Source organism: Marisediminitalea lipolytica (genome assembly GCF_001758465.1).
GTDB lineage: Bacteria > Pseudomonadota > Gammaproteobacteria > Enterobacterales > Alteromonadaceae > Alteromonas > Alteromonas lipolytica.
In genome coordinates, this window is record NZ_MJIC01000017.1 from 45055 (window position 1) to 64161 (window position 19107).

The window sequence follows — 19107 nt, forward strand, 5'->3', positions numbered from 1 at the left end:
CTTTTCAAGCACAGCTCAACGTAACGCTGAAGCTAATGGTTAACGCAAAGTCTGTGAGGACTGCAAAATGGCAAAAATCGCAATTGTAATGGGGTCAACCTCTGATTGGCCGACTATGCAAAACGCGGCAGTAATGCTCAAGCAATTTGGTGTTGAATTTGAGGCACAGGTTGTCTCGGCTCACCGTACTCCTAATCTGTTAGTCGAATTTGCTGAACAAGCTGAACAAAATGGCTTTTGCGCCATTATCGCTGGCGCCGGCGGCGCGGCTCACTTGCCAGGTATGATTGCTGCACATACGCATCTGCCGGTATTCGGCTGTCCGGTAAAATCAAAAGCACTTAATGGCCTCGACTCATTATTGTCTATTGTACAAATGCCGAAAGGTGTTGCTGTGGGCACCCTGGCCATTGGCGAAGCGGGTGCCGCTAATGCCGGCTTGCTGGCTGCGCAGGTGGTTGCTTTGCAGGACCCGGCGGTCAGAGAAGCTATTATTGCCTTCCGCAAAGCGCAAACTGACACTGTACTGGCTAACGGCAAACTGGAGCTGTAAATATGCAGGTGCTGGTATATGGTGCTGGTCAGCTGGCACAAATGATGTATCTGGACGGTGCAGCGCTGGGTATTAACGTGATGGCGGTAGATGTAAACAACAACACCGTGGTTCATCCGGTGAGCAAAAGCCCGCTGGACTGTACGCTCGAACAAGCTATTGAGCTGGCCGACGCGCTGACCGTAGAGTTTGAACATGTACCTGAAACACTGCTGGAACAAGCGCAGGCATCGGGTAAGTTGTATCCCGGCATTGAAGCGATTCTGGTAGGCGCTGATCGGGTGCGCGAAAAACAATTGCTGAGTGGCCTGGATATCCCTAACTGCCCTTATCAAATTGTGGATGACCTGGCTCAGCTGGACGAATGTGTTGCCCGACTCGGTGAACGTTTGATCATCAAAGCCAGCCGTGATGGTTATGATGGCTACGGTCAGTGGCGTTTAAAAGCCGCATCAGACCTGCCGGCGTTAAAAACGCAACTGGCTAATCTTGATCTGCAAGCCGTGCCCCTGGTGGTTGAAAAAATGCTGAATTTCGACCGCGAAGTGTCCCTCATCGGCGCCCGCAGCAAAAGCGGTGAAGTGGTGGTTTATCCGCTGGCAGAAAATCTTCATCATGAAGGACAACTACACGTCTCAGTAGCGCCAGCAACTAATAGTACTGAAGCGCTGACTGAGCAGGCGTGTGACATCTTTACCAAACTGGTTAACGGTATGGACTATGTTGGCGTACTGGCGGTGGAGTTATTCCAGTGCGGTGATGAGCTGCTGGTTAACGAATTAGCGCCACGCGTTCATAACTCGGGACACTGGAGTCAGGCAGGATCGCCAACCAGTCAGTTTGAGAATAATCTGCGTGCGGTGCTGGATTTACCTTTAGGACTGGCAGTGAATACCGGTGGTGAAGCCTCCGTCAGTGCAATGATCAATATTATTGGCTGCGACGATCACAAACTTGCTCTGCTTGGCATTGGTGGTACACATTTGCACTGGTACGGTAAAACCGTGCGGCCAAAACGAAAAATGGGCCACATCAATGTAACCGCATCGGACTATGCGGCGCTGGGTGAAAAGCTGTCCGCTCTGGCTGGTTATCTATCCCTGGAGCACTTTCCCCAATTGCAGGAAGAAGCCGCAAGGCTGGCTGCCAGCAACTAGAACAACCGGACCTCACTTTATGTGAGGTCTTTTTTTGGTGCAGAGTATCGGAGTCGATATGAATATCAAACGCTATGGAAAAACCTTATTACTGGCACTGTCATTACAGTTGATGATGCCTGCTCAGGCGGCCATGGACCATGGCGTGATGGTGCATAATGCGAGCGCCAGAGCGACCTTTGCCATGGCAACCACCGCTGCTGTCTATCTGACCATTATGAACCATGGTGAACACTCGCTAACTTTAACTGGTGTTCAGGTTGATGGCAGTGTGGCATCAGAAGCACAAATCCATACGACCATTATGGACGGGGATATGATGAAGATGCGCCAGGTCACTGAGGGTCTTGAGATCGCCTCCGGCGACATGATTGAGTTTAAGCCAGGTGGTTATCACGTTATGCTGATGGGATTGGTTAACCCCCTCAAATCAGGCAACACCTTTAATCTGACGCTGGATTTTGCCGGTGACATCAGTAAAACCATCGAAGTTACGGTGGGCACACAGGGTAAACCTAGCGAGCATCACCACCACTAAAAACGTGGCGTCGGCCTGATGTGAGGTAATCCAAATCAGTGCGATATCGCTATAAGAATTACGATTAGAAACTAAAACAACAATAAGAGACGACGATGAAGCGACCTCATTTACCTGTAGCAAAACTCACAGCACTGGCTATTGCCGGTGCTGTCGCCTTTAGCAGCCAGGCGGCAGAAAAACTAGCTGTTAATGAACTGGCCACAGGGTTAGACCATCCCTGGGGGATGACTTTTTTACCCTCTGGAGAAATGCTCATTACCGAACGCAGCGGCCAGATACGGCGGTTTAATTTTGCTACTGGCCTGAGCAAACCTCTGGATGGCGTACCAGCAGTGGCAGCGGCTAATCAGGGTGGGTTACTGGATATCACCGTCGATCCTGATTTTGCTAATAACCAGCAGATCTACTTTTGTTATTCCAGGCCCACGACAGGCGGCAGCAGTTCCAGCGTGGCAAAGGCAACGCTGAATGCTAACGGCCTGACTGATGTTAAGGATATTTTTGTTGCCGATTCGGTAGTGGATAATGGCTTTCACTTTGGCTGTCGTCTGGCTTTCGATCAAAGTAATCATCTGTTCGTCACCCTGGGTGACCGATACAAATACATGAAAGAAGCACAAAATCCGGCTAATCATTACGGTAAGATTGTGCGCATCAAAAGCGATGGCAGCGTCCCCGCTGACAATCCTTTTGCCGACGGTAAAGCCCCCGAGGTGTATAGCTACGGCCACCGCAACGTCCAGGGGTTAACCATTCACCTGCAAACCGGCGAGGTATGGGCCATGGAGCACGGGCCAAAAGGCGGTGATGAAGTTAACCTGATCAAAGCCGGCAATAATTATGGCTGGCCGGTTATCACCTACGGCATTGACTATAACGGCAGTATTATCTCAGATAAAACGGCGCAGCAAGGCATGGAACAGCCAGTGCTGTACTGGGACCCCTCTATCGCCCCCAGTGGCATGACATTTTACCACGGCGACTTGTTTAAAGACTGGCAGGGTGACCTGCTGGTAGGCGCATTGAAATTCCGCCATTTACGCCGAATCAGTTTCAATGAGACCGGTGAAGTGGAAAGTCAGACTGAATACCTGCGCGACCGCAACGAACGAATTCGCGACGTGGAAGTGGGGCCGAATGGCATGATATACCTGCTGACCGACGAAGATAACGGAAAATTGTTGCAGGTGATGCCAGCGCAATAGCACTCAGGGCTACTTCGGTAGCCCTGATTAATTTAATCCCGAGCCTGTGGCTAAAGTTTAATTCTGCCGAGCAGGATATCTTTATACATCACCCAGTCACCCATCAGGCTGTACAACGGGTACCGAAAGGTAGCGGGCTTATTTTTTTCAAACGCGAAGTGTCCCAGCCAGGCAAACCCATAGCCAGCAAACGGGAGCAGCCACAACAGCATCCATTGTTGGCTGGCGACGCTCAGTAACAGCAGTGCGAGCACCAGCGTTGAGCCGATAAAATGCAGGCGCCGACAGGTCTGATTCTGATGTTCACTGAGGTAATAAGGATAAAAGTCGCCAAATGAGGAGAAGCGTTTGGTTGTTGTCATTATTTCGCCTTAGTAATTTCACCAGGTTAGTGTAGCATTTGCCTGTCAGGGCTTGTAATTAGCGCCAATGCGCCCATATACACTGGCATATCCTATTGAAAGAACACAGGCGAACTAAGCATGCAGCAAATGATGTCGAATAACATCGTCGATTTAACGGTCGAAAACTTCCAGCAGGTCATTCTGGAGGTCTCCAAAGAGAAAATCGTACTTATCGAGTTTTGGGCCCAGGGCTATGAGCCTTGCCAGGAGTTGCAGCCGGTTATGGAGCGCATTGCCGGCGATTACCCGGATTCCTTGTTGCTTGCCCGGGTTGACTGCGATCGTCAGCAAGAAGTTGCGGCGCAGTTTGGTATTCGTAATTTACCCACTGTCATGGTGGTAAAAGATGCCCAGCCGGTAGATGGTTTTGCTGGTATTCAGCCCGAAATCGAAATTCGCGCCATGTTGGGTAAATACCTGCCGAACCCGGAAGACGAATATCTGGCTAAGGCAGCCGAACTGATTGGCGCTGGTGATTACTCCGGGGCTTTCCCGCTGGCCAAGCAGGCGTTTGAAATTAACCCGGACAATATCGACAGTAAATACCTGTACATTGATTGCTTAATTGAAACCGGCGCGGTGCCAGTGGCTAAAGGCCTGCTGGAAGAGATTAAGCTGGTGGATCAGGATCAGCGTTATCATACTTTGCAGGGTAAAGTTGAGCTGGCGGAGCAGGCAGCTGATACGCCGGAAATTCGAGCGTTACAGGAACAAGCCGAAGCCAACCCCGATGATTTACAGGTGAAAGTGGATTTGGCTGTGGCGATGTATCAGGTACAGCGCTACGAAGAAGCGCTGGAGTTGCTGCATGGTGTACTGCTCAAAGACTTTGGCTTTGGTGAAGCTAAGAAACTGATTCTGGATATTATCAACGCCCTGCCTGACGGTGATTCGCTTAAATCGGCTTATCGTCGCAAGGTCTACAGCCTGATGTATTAAACCAATCTGCTCAGGGCTCAAATCCTTCCGCCCTGAGCCATTTTATGGCATCAAGATAATTGGTGAAATATTCCCGCTTATACAAAGCCAGCATGGGATCGCTTGAGTTCATTTCCGGGTGGGTACGTGCCAGCTGAGCACGTTTTACATTTCCACTGTCGACCACATAAGCTGAGCGTCTTAACCCGTGACGAATATTGTGCAGAATGCTCTCGCGCACAATGACCTGACTTTCGGGAGTGCTCAATACCCAGCGGCGGCAATCCATCAATGCGGCCCAGGGTTGATCGTTAAACTCTTCAACCACTGACTTCATTTCTTCGACCACATCTGTTGCCATGTTGATATCCCAGGCTCCGGTCACATAAACCTCCAGCATATTATTGGATACTGTCAGGCTATATTGACCAAGATTAGGAAATAACATTATTTGCTCGCGTTAATGGGCTTACATTTAAGTATATATCCTAAATGGCGAACTCCGACCAGATTTTTGGTATATTACGCGACGGATTAGTTAATTTTTGATACGTATGCCGGATTGGATTTGGGCTGCTTTGGCCCTGGTTATGATTATTGAAGGAATAGGACCACTCCTGATGCCGAATAAGTGGCGCGCTTATCTGCAACAGGTGGCGCAAAGCGAGCCTAATCAGTTGCGCCAGATGGGCGGAACTCTGGTGGTGATTGGTTCAGTTTGTTTATACTTTATAGTGAATTAGCAGCTCCAGGGTAAAATAATCACTGGTCAGCTGAATATTTGTGCACAAAACAGATGATCAGTAGGGCGTATTTTTGATAGAATCCCCGCCTAATTTTTTAACATACTCGACTCATGGCTAAAAATATTGTGGTCCTTGGCACCCAGTGGGGTGACGAGGGGAAAGGCAAAGTAGTAGATCTGCTTACTGACCGTGCTAAGTATGTTGTTCGCTATCAGGGCGGACACAACGCAGGTCACACACTGGTAATCGACGGCGAAAAAACCGTTCTTCATCTTATTCCATCCGGCATTCTTCGCGATAACGTTACCTGTATCATTGGTAATGGCGTGGTACTCAGCCCGGAAGCGTTAATGACCGAAGTTACTATGCTCGAAGAGCGTGGCGTACCGGTACGTGAACGTTTGAAAATCAGTGAGGCCTGTCCGCTAATTCTGCCTTATCACGTTGCGCTGGATGTTGCCCGTGAAAAAGCCCGCGGCAGCAAAGCAATTGGTACCACCGGTCGCGGTATTGGTCCGGCTTACGAAGACAAAGTTTCCCGTCGTGGTCTGCGTGTTGGCGATCTGTTTAACGCTGAAGATTTCGCGGTTAAATTAAAAGAAGTGCTGGATATCCATAACTTCACCCTGACTCAGTACTATGGTGAAGAAGCCGTTGATTTCGACAAGACCCTGGCCGATGCAATGGCTGTTGCCGACATCCTGCGCGCTATGGTTGTTGATGTGACTGACGAGCTGGATAAAGCTCAGAAAGCCGGTCTGCCAATCATGTTTGAAGGTGCACAAGGCACGCTGCTGGACATTGACCACGGTACTTATCCGTATGTAACGTCTTCTAACACCACCGTTGGCGGCGTAGCCACTGGTGCTGGTTTTGGCCCGCTTAACCTGGACTACGTGCTGGGTATTGTAAAAGCTTATACCACTCGTGTAGGTTCTGGTCCTTTCCCAACTGAGCTAGACGATGCGGTTGGCGAACACCTGGGTGTGAAAGGCCACGAATTTGGTGCTACCACCGGCCGTAAGCGTCGTACTGGTTGGTTTGATGCCGTTGCCATGAAGCGTGCGGTACAAATTAACTCTATTACCGGTTTTTGCTTAACCAAGCTGGACGTACTGGACGGTCTGGAAACGCTGCAGATTTGTGTGGGTTACAAAGACAAAGACGGTAACGTAAAAGACGTACCGCCAATGGCTGCCGATGGTTATGATTTGGTTACGCCTGTTTATGAAGAAATGCCTGGTTGGAGCGAGACGACCTTTGGTGTGACTGATTACGAAGCGTTGCCACAGGCTGCTAAAAACTACATTGCCCGTCTTGAGGGTATTACCGGCGTACCGGTTGATATTATTTCAACTGGCCCTGACCGTAACGAAACCATCGTTATGCGTCATCCTTACGACGCGTAAGCAACAAAAACTACCCAAAACCCCGCTCACGCGGGGTTTTTTTATTGCCGCAAAATAGTGCTAGTATGAACACCTCGTACCTGTTGGAGTCATTTTGTGACTAACGAATCTCGTGCAGTATTGCCTGTGTTTGAACGTTTGCAGCAGTCTTTTGTGCTGGGTAAAACCCGTACTTATGCGTGGCGTAAGGCACAGCTGGATGCCTTGCAACGCATGTTAAGCGAAAATGAGCAGGCCTTTGCTGAGGCTCTCAGGGCTGATTTGGGGAAAAGCGAAACCGAAGCCTTTACCACCGAAATCGGCTTTCTGATAAGCGACATCCGTCATACCAAAAAGCATCTGCGCCAGTGGATGAAAGCGCAAAAAGTGAGTACGCCAGTGCTGGCTCAGCCAGCGCGGAGCTACCTGCAACCTGAGCCATTAGGTACGGTGCTCATCATCGGGGCCTGGAACTATCCGGTGCAGTTAACACTGGCCCCTTATGTTGCCGCCCTGGCGGCAGGCAACTGTGCCATTCTCAAGCCTTCGGAGTTAGCTCCGACAAGCTCTGCCCTGATGGCGAGTCTGGTACCAAAATATCTCGATGGTGATGCCGTGGCGGTAATCGAAGGTGATAAGGAAACTGCCAGCAAGCTGCTGTCCTTGCCTTTTGAACACATCTTTTACACCGGCGGCGAGGTGGTGGGTAAAATTGTGATGCAGGCCGCGGCGCAACACCTGACACCGGTTACCCTGGAATTAGGGGGCAAAAGCCCCTGCGTGGTAGAGGCCAATACGAATATACAAACCACAGCCAGGCGCATTGTGTGGGGAAAATGGACGAATGCCGGGCAAACCTGTATCGCCCCGGATTATGTACTAGTAGAACGCGGTTGCGCCAATGCGCTGACAGAGGCTTTAACCCAAGAGCTGCGTCGTCAGTTTGGTAACCAGCCGTTAAAAAGTAAGGACTACGGGCGCATTGTCAACGCCCGTCATCTCGGTCGTTTAAAGCAGTATATTGATGGCCAGGAGATAATCATCGGCGGCCAGTGCGACGAAGCAGAGCTAAAGCTGGCACCCACTGTTATCCTTAATCCGGATATTGATACGCCGGTTATGCAGGAGGAGATATTTGGTCCGGTCCTGCCTGTCATTGAGGTGAGCAGTGTGGCCGAAGCGATGGACTTTATTAAGCGTCGGCCCAAGCCACTGGCGGCTTATTTGTTCAGTGAGCAGCAAGCCACACAGAACACTTTTGTCGAAGAAATTAGCGCCGGCAGTATTTGTATCAATGACACCATGATGTTTATGGCAAACCCGCAACTGCCCTTTGGTGGTGTGGGTCACAGCGGCATGGGGCGATACCATGGCAAGTTTGGCTTTGACACCTTCAGCCACCAAAAAAGCGTCATGAAACGCAGTTTCTGGTTTGATGTCGCCATTCGCTATGCGCCGGCCAGTGCCCGTAAACGCTATTTACTTAAAAAATTACTCTAGCAGAGTTATTAACACGACGAAGGAGTTGTAACCGTCATGCCTCAACCATTTCATTTAGCTATTCCGGTAGACGATCTGGATAAAGCCAGGGCCTTCTACGGTGAGTTACTGGGCTGCCGCCAGGGGCGCAGCGATACCCAGTGGATCGACTGGGATTTAGCTGGCCATCAGGTGGTGACGCATCTGGTTAAAGCTATGCCATCGGCCCCCGAATACAACGCAGTGGACGGTCACAGCGTACCGGTGCCACATTTTGGCGTGGTCCTGACGATGGAAGACTGGCAGGCGTTGGCTGATCGACTGGTAGCCGCTGGTACCGAGTTTGTGATTGAGCCCTATATTCGGTTTAAGGGGCAGGCAGGCGAACAGGCCACCATGTTTTTTATGGATCCGGCGGGTAATGCACTGGAATTTAAAGCCTTTGCTGATATCGGCCAGCTGTTCGCCACGGATTAAGCCGCAACAGGTGATGCGCTGAGGCAAGTGACTAAAGCGCATCGATGGTAACGGCGTTACCGCTCTCAATGGTAATGCCAAAGACTTCTTCGGCCACGGTTTGGTCGCCCTCTTCAATGCGAATACTGCGCATACCGGGTTCGCTAACGCCCACCACGCAGGGGCAACCTTCATCTATTCTGCTCAGTGCCGGTCGCTTATCTTTAAATGCTGGTGAGCTAACTATTTGTTAAGGTGTGATAAATATAATACTGTAATCATTACAGGGAATAATATTAAAAACGACAGGAACAACCATCATGATAGAAGAAATGGTCTCTGAAACCGGCAAGGGTGTGTTTAGGGGGATTGGTTATCTGTTGTCGGAATTACTGTTCTGGCGGTTATGCTATGTGATTGGCTGGCCGGTTTGTAAACTGGTAACCTTCGGTCGGTACCCCCGGCGTTTACATCGAGAACGGGCGATTTTTCGCCAGCATAATGCTCATACCGGATTTACCTGCGCGGCGGTGGGACTGCTGATTGTGGTGGCCTTATTGCTGGGCTTAAGCGGCAACCTCCCCCATGATTTACCTCACTTTGGTGGAGCCGGCGGCTAATCAGGCCACCGGTATTACGCCGTTTTCAGGGCGCGGATTTAACCACGGCTTTACCCCGGCCATTCGCTTCTGAGGCGGCGGACAATTTGCCATTTTGCTGCAAAATCAGGTGCAGATCGCCAAATCTGTCGCGGTCGATTACATAACCCATTTTTTCCAGCGCTGTCAGGGGTTGCTCGCTAAAACCTTCATGCACCCGGATAGTATCCTTAGGCCACAGCTGGTGATGAAAGCGAGGGTTATTCACAGCTTCTTCGGCGCTTTTATCAAATAATAATGTATTTAAAATCGACAGGGTTACCGAAGAAATAATGGTGGTGCCGCCTGGTGAGCCGGTGACCAGTTTTACTTTGTCATCTTCCAGTACGATGGTGGGGGTCATGGATGACAACATACGTTTATACGGCGCAATGGCATTGGCCTCACCGCCAATGGCACCAAAGAAGTTAGGTACTCCGGGCTTGGCGCTAAAATCATCCATTTCGTCATTGAGCAGAAAGCCTGCGCCTTCGGCGACTACACCAGCACCAAAGCTTAAGTTTATCGTGGTGGTATTGGATACCGCGTTACCCCACTTATCGACGATAGAAAAATGTGTGGTATCTTCGCTTTCGATTAACCCGGGTTTTACCTCAGGTGTTGGCGAAATTGCCGTAAGATTGACCTCGCTGGCGCGGCGCGCAATGTAATCCGGCGCGATCAAACGTGCCTGGGGTACATTATAAAAGTCAGGGTCACCGAGGTATTCAGCACGATCGGCAAACACCCGTTTGCCGGCTTCGCTAACTAAATGCAGATAGGGCGCTGAATTATAGGCCGGCAGCACATTGGTTTTAATTACCTCATCCACCATGCCCAGCCACTGAGCCACGGCTATGCCGCCCGAGCTCGGTGGGGGAGCGGTAACGATTTCATAGCCGCGCCAGTTAAAGTGAATGGGGTCACGCCACTTAGCCTGGTATTTACTTAGGTCTTCATGGCTGATCAAGCCACCATTTGCCTGCATATAACTCACAATAAAATCGGCGGTTTCACCGGCGTAAAACCCTTGCGGACCGTGGTCGCGAATACGCTTGAGAGTGGCGGCCAGTTCAGGTTGAATAAACAAAGCTCCGGCGGTGGCCGCCGGACCAAAGTAGTTGGCAAAGTTGGTCTGGCGTCCGCGCTCTTTAATTCGCTTAAGGTAGCGGCTAACTCTGTCGGCTAATTTGGCGGGTACAACAAAGCCTTGTTCGGCATAGGTTACCGCGGGCTGAACCAGCCGTGACCAGGGCAGTTTGCCGTATTTTTGATGCGCTGCCCACATACCGGCAACTGTACCGGGAATGCCGGATGCTTTGGCCCCGTAGAGTGACTCGGTAGGATGAACTTCACCCTTGTCATCCAGATACATATCACGATTTGCCAGAGCAGGTGCCATCTCACGGTAATCGAGGAAATCTGTCTGCTGGTCAAAATACAGGGTCATAAACCCGCCGCCACCAATGTTGCCGGCCTCCGGGTAAGTAACCGCCAGCGTAAACTGCGCCGCAATAGCAGCGTCTACGGCATTGCCGCCTTCCTGCATAACATCCAGTGCCACCTGAGCGCCAAATTCGTCGGGCATGGCCACCGCATACTCGGCGGTGGATACCGCAGCATCGGAAGTAGATTCCGAGGCGCTACAGCCAGTCAGCGTGATTAAAAAACAGCTAATCAGAAACAATCGCATAGCCTTATCCCACCATAATTAAACTAGTAATAACGTAAAGCACTAACGTAATACCACCGCCAACCAGGGCGTAGGGCATTTGCGTTCGCACGTGTTCTAACAGGTCACACCCTGAGGCAATCGATGAAACCGCCGTGGTATCTGAAATAGGTGAGCAGTGATCGCCAAATACGCCACCACCAAGAATAGCCCCGATTACCAGTGACGGCGGCAGACCTAACTGCTGGATCAGCGGCACACCAATGGGGATCAAAATAGCAAAGGTGCCCCAGGAGGTGCCGGTAGTAAATGACATAATGGCGCCGGCCAGGAACAGCATGGGGACAATTAAGAACAGAGGTAAGTACTCGCCAACTATACCCGCCACAAATACGCCGGTACCTAAAATCTTTAAGCTACTACCCAGAGTGAGTGACAGTAAAACAATAGTAACCAGAGGCAGCAGTTCGCCCATGCCTTTAAAGCCAATATCCACCGCTTCGTGATGGGTAAACCGCTTGGAGAACACCAGCATTAAATAAGCTACTGCCGTTGCCAGTATGGTGGCATAGAGTACCGATTTGCTGCCGCTGCCCTGGGAAAGCACACCGTTACCGGTCCACAACATGAAGCCGACCATGCTAACTACCATGGTCAGAATAGGCACCACCATGTAGCTGGGTTTTGTGGCCTCGGCGGCACTGAGTTGTTGTTGGGTGCTGTCGAGCTGTTGCTCTGCTTTGGCCATAGGACCATGCACTTTATCGGCAAACACGGTATAGGCGGCAATCAGCAAGGCAATAATGGCGTAAAAGTTAAAAAACACCGAACCCCACAAAATACTCGCCGAGGAAGCCGGTAGTTCATAGGTATCCAGCATGCCAAGGACAAAAGCGCCCCAGCCATTGAGCAGGATAAGAATGCAGATTGGCGCACTGGTACTGTCAATCAGATAGGCGAGACGCGCCCGGCTCATGCCAAACTTATCAAACAAACCACGGGCAAATATGCCGGCGGTCAGGACGCTCAGGTTAGACTCGATAAACACGACGATGCCGGTCAGCATGGTTAGCCCGCCAACCTGACGTCGGCTTTTCGCCACACCGCGCCGGGTCAGCCAGTCAACGGTGGCGGTAACGCCGCCGGAGTCGCGGATATACGCTAACAGCGCGCCAACCAGTACGCTGAATAACAGAATACGGGTATTTCCCGCACTGGTAGCGACGTCCACTACCCGTTCGATAGAAGTGATGGGAGACAGTAAAATGCTGTCGGCACCCGTGGTAAACAGGATCAGCGCCTCGGCACTGAGAACGGCCATTAACAGTGCCATGATGACTTCTTTCTTCCAGAAAACAATCACAATAGCAATGAACGGCGGAATGATGGAAACCCAATCCATACTGGAAAACCCTTGTTGTTTTAGTTTTTGGTCTGGTTTGTTAAAACCGCTTCGTAGACGAGAGAAACGATACTGCCGTAACGGCCGGTTTCAAATTGTTTACCGGTAAATTGCAGTTCGTCTTCAACCTCTTCCACAATGGGCGAATGCCGCGCGTTGGTCAAGAGAATGACGGCTAAATCCAGTGCTGGGTCGATGACTGTCGCTGTGCCTGTCCAACCGGTATGGCCAAAAGCCTGATCGCTGGCGTAAGGGCCAAAGTGCCAGCGATTAACGCCGTTAGCTGCACGCCGCCAACCCAGTCCGTAACTCCAGAAACGATTATCCGGTTTGACAAAAGCATTCATGACATCGCTGCTAAACAAGTGGGTTTCACCATAGCCGCCGCCGTTTAACAGCATTTGCGCGAGGACCGCGAGGTCATTGGCGGTGGAGAACAGGCCGGCGTGCCCCGCCACTCCTTCCATGGCATAAAACGCTTTTTCGTCGTGGACCTCTCCTTGCAGAGTGTACTCACGGATGTGTGGAAAGTGGATGCGGCCGCCCCGGGTATTACCGCGCAATTCAGTGGCGGCAAACTCATCCTTGTGATGGCCCTTTAACAGCGGGTTGAACAGGGTTTTACTCAGACCCAGCGGTTGATACAGCCATTCTTCGCAATAGCGGTCAAGGGGCATTCCGGTAATGCGCTCAACGATTAAACCAAGCAGCATAAAGTTAGTATCGCTGTAGGTGGCGTTGAGACCATTACCTGAGTCAAAGGGAGCCTGGGTGATCAGCAGTTCGCTGGTATGTTGTTTTGACTGGGAGTAAAAGCGTTCGCCGAGTGGGTTTTCAGGATCGTAAAAATTGATACTCGGGGCGTAACCGGATTTATGTGACAGCAAATCACTGACTCGTCTCGCTTCACGCCCCGCACCGCGGTATTCCGGCAAATAATGCTGGATAGGTTGGGTGACATCGAGTTTACCGCTATCAACCAGATGCATCAGAGCCAGTGTAGTCGCGAACATCTTGGTATTTGAGGCCAGGTCAAACAGAGTATCTGTCCGCATTGGCTGTGGGTGGGAAAGCGGCTGCTCGTTCTCGTCAAAGCGTTTCTGATAGCCATAAGCGGTTCTTTTAATGACCTTGCCGTTTTTTACCACCACTAATACCGCGCCCGGAAATCCTTGTTCGATATCCTGATTGATCAGCGCGTCGACCGCTGAAAACTGGCTTTTATATGCCTGAGTATTGTCCCGTAAAACTGGGTAGGGCACCTGAATATGCAACTGCGCACTGGGCGGTGAAACATCGGCGATCGCCAGCGTATTTATGCCGGTGCGGGTGCGACGGGCCAGTGAATAACGATAGGTGCTATCGGCGTCAAAGGTTTCATCCAGGCTCAGCAGTTCGCCATTCACTGAAATTTTCGCCGAGGTCGGCTGGTCGGCTTCAATGATAAGCTCACCGCGACCAGCATAGCTTTTAAACCCATAGCGATCGTTAACGAAAACCCGCTCAGAGGGCGCCAGTTCAGGTGCAATAACATCTATTTGCCCCTGTTGTTGTGGGTAGCTATCGGCTGTCTGATTCAGTTGCTCTTTAGCGTAACGGGCCAGCAAAGCCTGATTCTGTTCAGGAAAATATTTATCCAGCAGGGCAAACACGGCGGCGGCTGTACGACTATCCGCCTCGCCGGTGACATGCCAGGGCAAAAAGTGCATTTGAAAGGCAGAAATAGCATTGAGCGTACTGGTGTCGGCAATGCCGGTTTCAATCACACCATAACCGTAAGCATGTAACGCGCTTTGTAACAGGCCAATGCTAGCGGGGTGTTCGTTAAAGGTTTTCCAGTAACTGGCCAGGGTTTCATTGTCGTACCAGGCTCCTACACCGGCCTGATAAAGCTCAAACCAGGGAAAGCGAGGACCCGGATCGTTTTTCCGGTCAAAGGCAATATCGGCATGGCCCACAACGGCGGTTGGCTCAATGTCCGGGTGGCGGGCTATAATGTCCTTTACCAGGGCAATGACCACTTCTATCTGCGCCGGATCATAGTCGGGGAAAATACACAGGCGGTTAGAGCCGTGTTCGGCCAGCGAAGGCGCCATCCCGCCATCCCGCTCGCACTCAGGAACGTTTACAATTTCAATTCCAATAGAGTGATCGTTTAAACCATGGCGTCCCTGCCAGTAACTTTTGCCGGCATGCCAGGCGCGCTTATTTTCGTCGACTAAGCGGATAATGCGTGGCTTACCGCCCGGGTCACTGGGATCATTGGATTCGGGGATCAGATAATGGGCACTCAGGCCGCCTTCAACAACCAGCGCATCCACCGATTTGGCATAGTCGATAGCGGTAAAATGTAATACCAGTGACTTAACCCGGTCGCCATAGTTGGCTGATGGCATTTCTACAATTCGGCGACTACTGCAACTGGTTAGCAGTAATGCACACAGCAGCCAGATAGATGCGCAGCGAAAACGTCGGCCGGTCACGGGGTAGTCCTCTGTAGTGATAGCTAAAAGCAGATTTGGCAGCCCGACTGGGATGCAATTGAATCGAAATTAGCATACTTGGCGGTGTTCTGCATAATAAAATATTCCTGGCATGGCGCCCATTACCTATAAACTTTCATGTCCAACACCAATACTTTTGTATTTTTGCTGAGTGCGGGTGGAATAATTTATTTTTTTAAAAAGCTGAGGTAAGCTTTGTGCTGCGGGCAAACCAAAGTAGGTGATTAATAAGTGATGCGTTTAAAAGTTCTGGTATCAGGTTTACTGATCCTGTTAACGGCAAGTTGTGCCGCTAAGCAGAGTACGTCCTTTATGCTGGGGCAAAAACTGATGCTGGATATGCGCTTTTATTGCGCCGATGGCACGCCGGCACAAACCTGCAAAACACCCGTGACCACCTTACTGCCTGAGTTTGCCGGGATAATTCGTCAGGGCAACATTGGCGGCGTTATTCTGTTTGCCGAAAATCTCGCGGATACGCGCCAAATTGTTGAACTGAACTATGCTATCCAGCAGCTGGCCAAAGAGGCCGGGCTGCCGCCGCTGTTTATCGCTATTGACCAGGAAGGCGGGCGAGTAGCTCGCCTGCCTGACGAGGTCGCCACTCGCTTTGTGGGCAATATGGCCATTGGCGCAACGTATCCACGCCATCATACGGCGTTTGCAGAAAAGGTTAATCAGGGGATTGCCAAAGGGGTCAGGCTACTGGGTTTTAACGTTAATTTTGCTCCCACCGTGGATGTGAATGTGAATCCTGAAAATCCGGTGATTAACGTGCGTTCTTATGGTGAAGATCCAACCATGGTGGCCGAACTGGGCTCGGCAGCGGTGGCGGCTCTGCAAAGTGAAAATATCCTCAGTGCCTTAAAACATTTCCCTGGTCATGGTGATACCCATACCGACAGTCACACTGGCTTACCACGGGTCGAACATGATCTTGCCACCATAGAAAGTGTTGATCTTAAGCCCTTTACTCATGCTATTTCCCAGGCCTCACCACCGGCTATGATTATGACGGCGCATATTCAGTATCCGTTGCTGGATGACACTCGCTTTACTGCGCTGGATGGCCAGCCGACCCTGGTGCCTGCCACCTTATCCCATAAAATACTGACCGGCCTGTTAAGACAAAAAATGGGCTACGAGGGGATTATCGTTACTGATGCGCTGGATATGGCAGGCATTGCGCATTATGTGGATCACAAAAACGCGGTTATCAGGACGTTTAACGCCGGTGCAGACATCGCGCTCATGCCTTACGCTGTGCGCAATCCACAAAGTATCAATGCTTTTTGGGAACTTTACGCACAGTGGGAAAACGCCCTGGTCAGTGGCGAAATAGATCCTGACATGACCAAAGCATCCGTAGCGCGCATTATCGCAGCCAAAGCCGACTTTGCCCTTGACGAGTTTACCCGGCAGTCACTGCCTGAACGTGTTGCTGCAGCCAGCAAGGCATTGCCAGTGAAGGCCAATCAGGAGACAGAGCAAGCACTTGCCGAAGCGGCTTTAACGCAGGTATATAACCATGATGTATTGCCCCTGGCTGGCAGCCGTTATGTATTGGTCATGCCCGATGACGCCCGCTGCGAAGCAATGGTTGGCGCTTTGGGGCGGCTACAGGCGCAGCTGGAGCTCAATTGTCTCGCCCTGACCGCGATTACTGCAGATACGCCATTTCCTTCGCTTAGCAATGCGGATGCGCTGATTGTTGCAGATATTACGCCCCAGCACAGTCTGGCGGAAATGGGGGGCATGGCAGACCTTTCCGTGTGGCGCAATAAACCGGACAAAGCGACGCAGTCGCTCTGGCTCTATAATCTGCTGAGTGAAAGTCATAAAAGCCAGGTGCCGGGTGTTTTTGTCGCGCTTAGAGCACCCTACAACATTGCCCGCTACCGCGATGTGGCTGACGCGGCTATCGCGACCTTTGGCTACAACGTGACAGTGACGCCTGCAGCCGGAGGTGAATCGCAACAGGCTCGCGGGGCGGTATTTGATGCACTGGCCAGAGGCTTGCTCGGACAAACCGCGATGCCGGGCAAATCGCCGGTTACCATTGAGTAGTCAGAATGACAGAGCAGGCTCGGCTTAGTGCACTGGATGCCCTTAGAGGGCTGGCCATATTTGCCATGGTGCTGGTCAATAACCCGGGTTCCTGGCAAGCCATTTATGCGCCGCTGAAGCATGCCCAGTGGCACGGCATAACCCCGACAGACGTTATTTTTCCGGCGTTCATTTTTGTAATGGGCATTACCATTGCCATTCATCTGCCCCGTGAGCTGGCAGTGTCCGCCAGCAAGGTTGCGTTACTTGCCCGGGCCACAAAACGCGCTTTGACACTGATATTACTGGGCTGGTTGTTGTTTTTGTTCTGGGTTAATACCGGTGATCCAGCGTTTAACTGGCTCGACGATCGCTTGTTATCGTTACGATTTGGCGGTGTCCTGCCGAGGCTGGGCATGGTGTACTGGCTAACCGTGGTTATTGTACTAATGGTGTCCTGGCGCTGGCTTGGGGTGACAGCAATTATGCTGCTGGGCGTTTACTGGGGCGCCATGGCGCTTATTCCGTATACCGACAGCAGTGGCCAGAGGTATCAGGGTTTGTGGGAATTTGGCAACAGTCTTGCTGCGTTTATCGACCATCACGTACTGGGGGCCGGGCATGTGTATTATGCCAACGCATCGCCCTTTGCCTTTGATCCGGAAGGTTTACTGTCTACCCTGCCAGCCGTGGTCAGTTGTTTAACCGGTGTCTGGGTCGGGCGTTATGTTCTGGTCCTGCACGGTTGCCCCAATAAACTGATGAGCCTGGCCCTCGCGGGCATTTGTGGGGGCTTTGCGCTGGCCACAGTTACGCCACTGAATAAGGCGCTTTGGTCGCCGACATTTGTCATGGTAACCAGTGGCATACTGACGGTAATGTTCTGGTTAGCGGTATTGTATGAAAGAAAGCGCGGGCAGGTACGCCCCGGACATCCACTGCTGGTGGCCGGGACCAACAGTATCGCGTTTTTTATGCTTTCGGGCGTGCTGGCAAGATTACTGTTAATGATCCGAGTGGACGACGTGTCGCTGAAAAGCCAGTTTTACCATGCACTGGAACCCTTGCTGTGGTCGCCACAAGCGGCCTCGTTAGCCTTTGCTCTGGTCTTTACGGTCGTCTGCTATTACCCGGTTAAGCTTATGTATAATAATAACTTTTTTTGGCGAGTCTAGGGCTGGTAGGGCCACATAATGATTTTGTCAGTGTAATAATCCGAATTGTATAACAACGCAGGTACAGGGAGAGACATTGCGCAACGTAATATACTTGTTATTGACGTCCGTTTTTATGGCCAGCAGTTTTCCGGTGCAGTCCCAGGTGGCGCTGAATCTGGCTATGGGGGCAAACTGGAAGCCTTATGTGTATATTGATGAGCATGGCCAGCGGGCTGGCGAAGACCTCCTGTTACTGAACCGCGTACTTGACCGACTCGGCTATCAACTTAATACCGAAAATCTTCCTGAGCAGCGCATGGCGCTGGAAATTCAGCAGGGGCAGGTGGATGTTGTGCTGGGCGCGGCGTACACCAAAGCCCGTGAGGCGCAGAACTTTTTTTCTGTGCCTTATCGCAAAGAAATCATTGTCTTAGGCTATCGACATTCCCTCCATCCGGAAATACGCGATATGGATATCAACACGTTGCTGGCGCAGGATGGTTTAGTGGCAGTAAATAAAAGCGGCTGGTTTGGCGCGGCATTTAAGCAGGATACACTGGCCCATTACGACAGTAATCTTGTTCACGCCGAAGGAACGCACCGGCGGATGCAACTGCTCGATATGGATCGGGTGGACGCCGTGGTTGGCGATAGCAAAGTGCTGCAAGCCGCTGCCGACGAAATGGGAATTGATGATTTTGTTATTGCTGAAAAAATCATTCATGAGACGGCTGTTCACTTTATGTTTAGCCGGGCCAGAGTTGACGCCGCGTTTATGCAACGCTTTAACACTGCCCTGTTGGCAGAGCAAAGCAAACTCAGGCAAGAGTGATAACGATAA

The 19107-nt window shown here is 51.2% G+C and carries 19 protein-coding genes; 13 read left to right on the forward strand and 6 right to left on the reverse strand.

What is annotated here, in order from left to right:
* The first annotated feature begins 67 nt into the window (after positions 1-67).
* The 4 genes from purE (at position 68) to BFC17_RS20550 (ending at position 3456) form a co-directional block, all read left to right on the forward strand.
* Positions 68-553 carry a 5-(carboxyamino)imidazole ribonucleotide mutase gene (gene purE, locus BFC17_RS20535; protein ID WP_070178404.1) on the forward strand — a complete coding sequence of 162 codons (486 nt, stop codon included), beginning with the start codon at positions 68-70 and terminating at the stop codon, positions 551-553.
* A gap of 2 nt (positions 554-555) precedes the next feature.
* Positions 556-1710, forward strand: coding sequence for a 5-(carboxyamino)imidazole ribonucleotide synthase (locus tag BFC17_RS20540; protein WP_070178405.1), 1155 nt, complete (start codon positions 556-558; stop codon positions 1708-1710).
* 58 nt (positions 1711-1768) lie between these two features.
* Complete coding sequence (locus BFC17_RS20545; protein WP_070178406.1) at positions 1769-2248, forward strand: copper chaperone PCu(A)C; 480 nt, start codon at positions 1769-1771, stop codon at positions 2246-2248.
* A gap of 95 nt (positions 2249-2343) precedes the next feature.
* On the forward strand, positions 2344-3456 hold the full coding sequence (locus BFC17_RS20550) for a PQQ-dependent sugar dehydrogenase (RefSeq protein ID WP_070178407.1): 1113 nt from the start codon (positions 2344-2346) through the stop codon (positions 3454-3456).
* Positions 3457-3506: 50 nt separating this feature from the next.
* Here BFC17_RS20550 and BFC17_RS20555 read toward each other — a convergent pair whose 3' ends face one another.
* Complete coding sequence (locus BFC17_RS20555) at positions 3507-3818, reverse strand: Mpo1-like protein (protein WP_070178408.1); 312 nt, start codon at positions 3816-3818, stop codon at positions 3507-3509.
* A gap of 120 nt (positions 3819-3938) precedes the next feature.
* On the opposite strand from BFC17_RS20555, the gene BFC17_RS20560 reads away from it, so the two are divergent.
* Positions 3939-4799 (forward strand): thioredoxin family protein, encoded by an 861-nt coding sequence (locus BFC17_RS20560; RefSeq protein ID WP_070178409.1) that lies wholly within the window; start codon positions 3939-3941, stop codon positions 4797-4799.
* 10 nt (positions 4800-4809) lie between these two features.
* On the opposite strand, the gene BFC17_RS20565 is transcribed toward BFC17_RS20560, so the two are convergent.
* Entirely contained in the window at positions 4810-5226 is a 417-nt protein-coding gene (locus BFC17_RS20565; protein ID WP_070178410.1) for a hypothetical protein, read from the reverse strand.
* 106 nt (positions 5227-5332) lie between these two features.
* Here BFC17_RS20565 and BFC17_RS20570 point away from each other — a divergent pair, with 106 nt between their 5' ends.
* The 4 genes from BFC17_RS20570 to BFC17_RS20585 all read left to right on the forward strand — a co-directional run bounded on the left by BFC17_RS20570 (position 5333) and on the right by BFC17_RS20585 (position 8868).
* Positions 5333-5521 carry a DUF2065 domain-containing protein gene (locus BFC17_RS20570; protein ID WP_070178411.1) on the forward strand — a complete coding sequence of 63 codons (189 nt, stop codon included), beginning with the start codon at positions 5333-5335 and terminating at the stop codon, positions 5519-5521.
* A gap of 113 nt (positions 5522-5634) precedes the next feature.
* Positions 5635-6933, forward strand: a complete 1299-nt coding sequence (locus BFC17_RS20575) for an adenylosuccinate synthase (protein ID WP_070178412.1) — start codon at positions 5635-5637, stop codon at positions 6931-6933.
* 96 nt (positions 6934-7029) lie between these two features.
* Positions 7030-8412, forward strand: coding sequence for an aldehyde dehydrogenase family protein (locus BFC17_RS20580; protein WP_070178413.1), 1383 nt, complete (start codon positions 7030-7032; stop codon positions 8410-8412).
* Between the two features lie 36 nt (positions 8413-8448).
* Positions 8449-8868, forward strand: coding sequence for a VOC family protein (locus tag BFC17_RS20585; RefSeq protein ID WP_070178414.1), 420 nt, complete (start codon positions 8449-8451; stop codon positions 8866-8868).
* Between the two features lie 31 nt (positions 8869-8899).
* Here the strand turns inward: BFC17_RS20585 and BFC17_RS22975 are convergent, their stop codons facing one another.
* Positions 8900-9025, reverse strand: coding sequence for a hypothetical protein (locus BFC17_RS22975; protein ID WP_268236018.1), 126 nt, complete (start codon positions 9023-9025; stop codon positions 8900-8902).
* A 142-nt stretch (positions 9026-9167) separates the two neighbouring features.
* On the opposite strand from BFC17_RS22975, the gene BFC17_RS20590 reads away from it, so the two are divergent.
* Positions 9168-9467, forward strand: coding sequence for a hypothetical protein (locus tag BFC17_RS20590; RefSeq protein WP_070178415.1), 300 nt, complete (start codon positions 9168-9170; stop codon positions 9465-9467).
* Positions 9468-9492: 25 nt separating this feature from the next.
* On the opposite strand, the gene ggt is transcribed toward BFC17_RS20590, so the two are convergent.
* The 3 genes from ggt to pbp4b are packed head-to-tail and all read right to left on the reverse strand — an operon-like array spanning position 9493 to position 15042.
* On the reverse strand, positions 9493-11178 hold the full coding sequence (ggt, locus tag BFC17_RS20595; protein ID WP_070178416.1) for a gamma-glutamyltransferase: 1686 nt from the start codon (positions 11176-11178) through the stop codon (positions 9493-9495).
* Between the two features lie 4 nt (positions 11179-11182).
* Positions 11183-12559, reverse strand: a complete 1377-nt coding sequence (locus BFC17_RS20600) for a Na+/H+ antiporter NhaC family protein (protein WP_070178417.1) — start codon at positions 12557-12559, stop codon at positions 11183-11185.
* Between the two features lie 20 nt (positions 12560-12579).
* A complete protein-coding gene (gene pbp4b / locus BFC17_RS20605; RefSeq protein WP_229681063.1) occupies positions 12580-15042 on the reverse strand; it encodes a penicillin binding protein PBP4B in 2463 nt (820 codons plus the stop codon).
* A 255-nt stretch (positions 15043-15297) separates the two neighbouring features.
* Between pbp4b and BFC17_RS20610 the strand changes: the two genes are divergently transcribed.
* From BFC17_RS20610 to BFC17_RS20620, 3 genes are all read left to right on the forward strand, one after another.
* A complete protein-coding gene (locus BFC17_RS20610; protein WP_083271880.1) occupies positions 15298-17130 on the forward strand; it encodes a glycoside hydrolase family 3 protein in 1833 nt (610 codons plus the stop codon).
* A gap of 5 nt (positions 17131-17135) precedes the next feature.
* On the forward strand, positions 17136-18284 hold the full coding sequence (locus BFC17_RS20615) for an acyltransferase family protein (protein ID WP_070178418.1): 1149 nt from the start codon (positions 17136-17138) through the stop codon (positions 18282-18284).
* Between the two features lie 76 nt (positions 18285-18360).
* The gene (locus BFC17_RS20620) at positions 18361-19098 is read left to right on the forward strand and encodes a substrate-binding periplasmic protein (RefSeq protein WP_139142157.1); all 738 of its coding nucleotides are present in this window, start codon (positions 18361-18363) and stop codon (positions 19096-19098) included.
* Positions 19099-19107 lie beyond the last annotated feature (9 nt).

What these genes read in the sequence shown, in the direction of transcription:
- purE (WP_070178404.1), top strand. Translation starts at nt 68, where the DNA reads ATGGCAAAAATCGCAATTGTAATGGGGTCAACCTCTGATTGGCCGACT.
- BFC17_RS20540 (WP_070178405.1), top strand. Translation starts at nt 556, where the DNA reads ATGCAGGTGCTGGTATATGGTGCTGGTCAGCTGGCACAAATGATGTAT.
- BFC17_RS20545 (WP_070178406.1), top strand. Translation starts at nt 1,769, where the DNA reads ATGAATATCAAACGCTATGGAAAAACCTTATTACTGGCACTGTCATTA.
- BFC17_RS20550 (WP_070178407.1), top strand. Translation starts at nt 2,344, where the DNA reads ATGAAGCGACCTCATTTACCTGTAGCAAAACTCACAGCACTGGCTATT.
- BFC17_RS20555 (WP_070178408.1), bottom strand. Translation starts at nt 3,818, where the DNA reads ATGACAACAACCAAACGCTTCTCCTCATTTGGCGACTTTTATCCTTAT.
- BFC17_RS20560 (WP_070178409.1), top strand. Translation starts at nt 3,939, where the DNA reads ATGCAGCAAATGATGTCGAATAACATCGTCGATTTAACGGTCGAAAAC.
- BFC17_RS20565 (WP_070178410.1), bottom strand. Translation starts at nt 5,226, where the DNA reads ATGTTATTTCCTAATCTTGGTCAATATAGCCTGACAGTATCCAATAAT.
- BFC17_RS20570 (WP_070178411.1), top strand. Translation starts at nt 5,333, where the DNA reads ATGCCGGATTGGATTTGGGCTGCTTTGGCCCTGGTTATGATTATTGAA.
- BFC17_RS20575 (WP_070178412.1), top strand. Translation starts at nt 5,635, where the DNA reads ATGGCTAAAAATATTGTGGTCCTTGGCACCCAGTGGGGTGACGAGGGG.
- BFC17_RS20585 (WP_070178414.1), top strand. Translation starts at nt 8,449, where the DNA reads ATGCCTCAACCATTTCATTTAGCTATTCCGGTAGACGATCTGGATAAA.
- BFC17_RS20590 (WP_070178415.1), top strand. Translation starts at nt 9,168, where the DNA reads ATGATAGAAGAAATGGTCTCTGAAACCGGCAAGGGTGTGTTTAGGGGG.
- ggt (WP_070178416.1), bottom strand. Translation starts at nt 11,178, where the DNA reads ATGCGATTGTTTCTGATTAGCTGTTTTTTAATCACGCTGACTGGCTGT.
- BFC17_RS20600 (WP_070178417.1), bottom strand. Translation starts at nt 12,559, where the DNA reads ATGGATTGGGTTTCCATCATTCCGCCGTTCATTGCTATTGTGATTGTT.
- BFC17_RS20610 (WP_083271880.1), top strand. Translation starts at nt 15,298, where the DNA reads ATGCGTTTAAAAGTTCTGGTATCAGGTTTACTGATCCTGTTAACGGCA.
- BFC17_RS20615 (WP_070178418.1), top strand. Translation starts at nt 17,136, where the DNA reads ATGACAGAGCAGGCTCGGCTTAGTGCACTGGATGCCCTTAGAGGGCTG.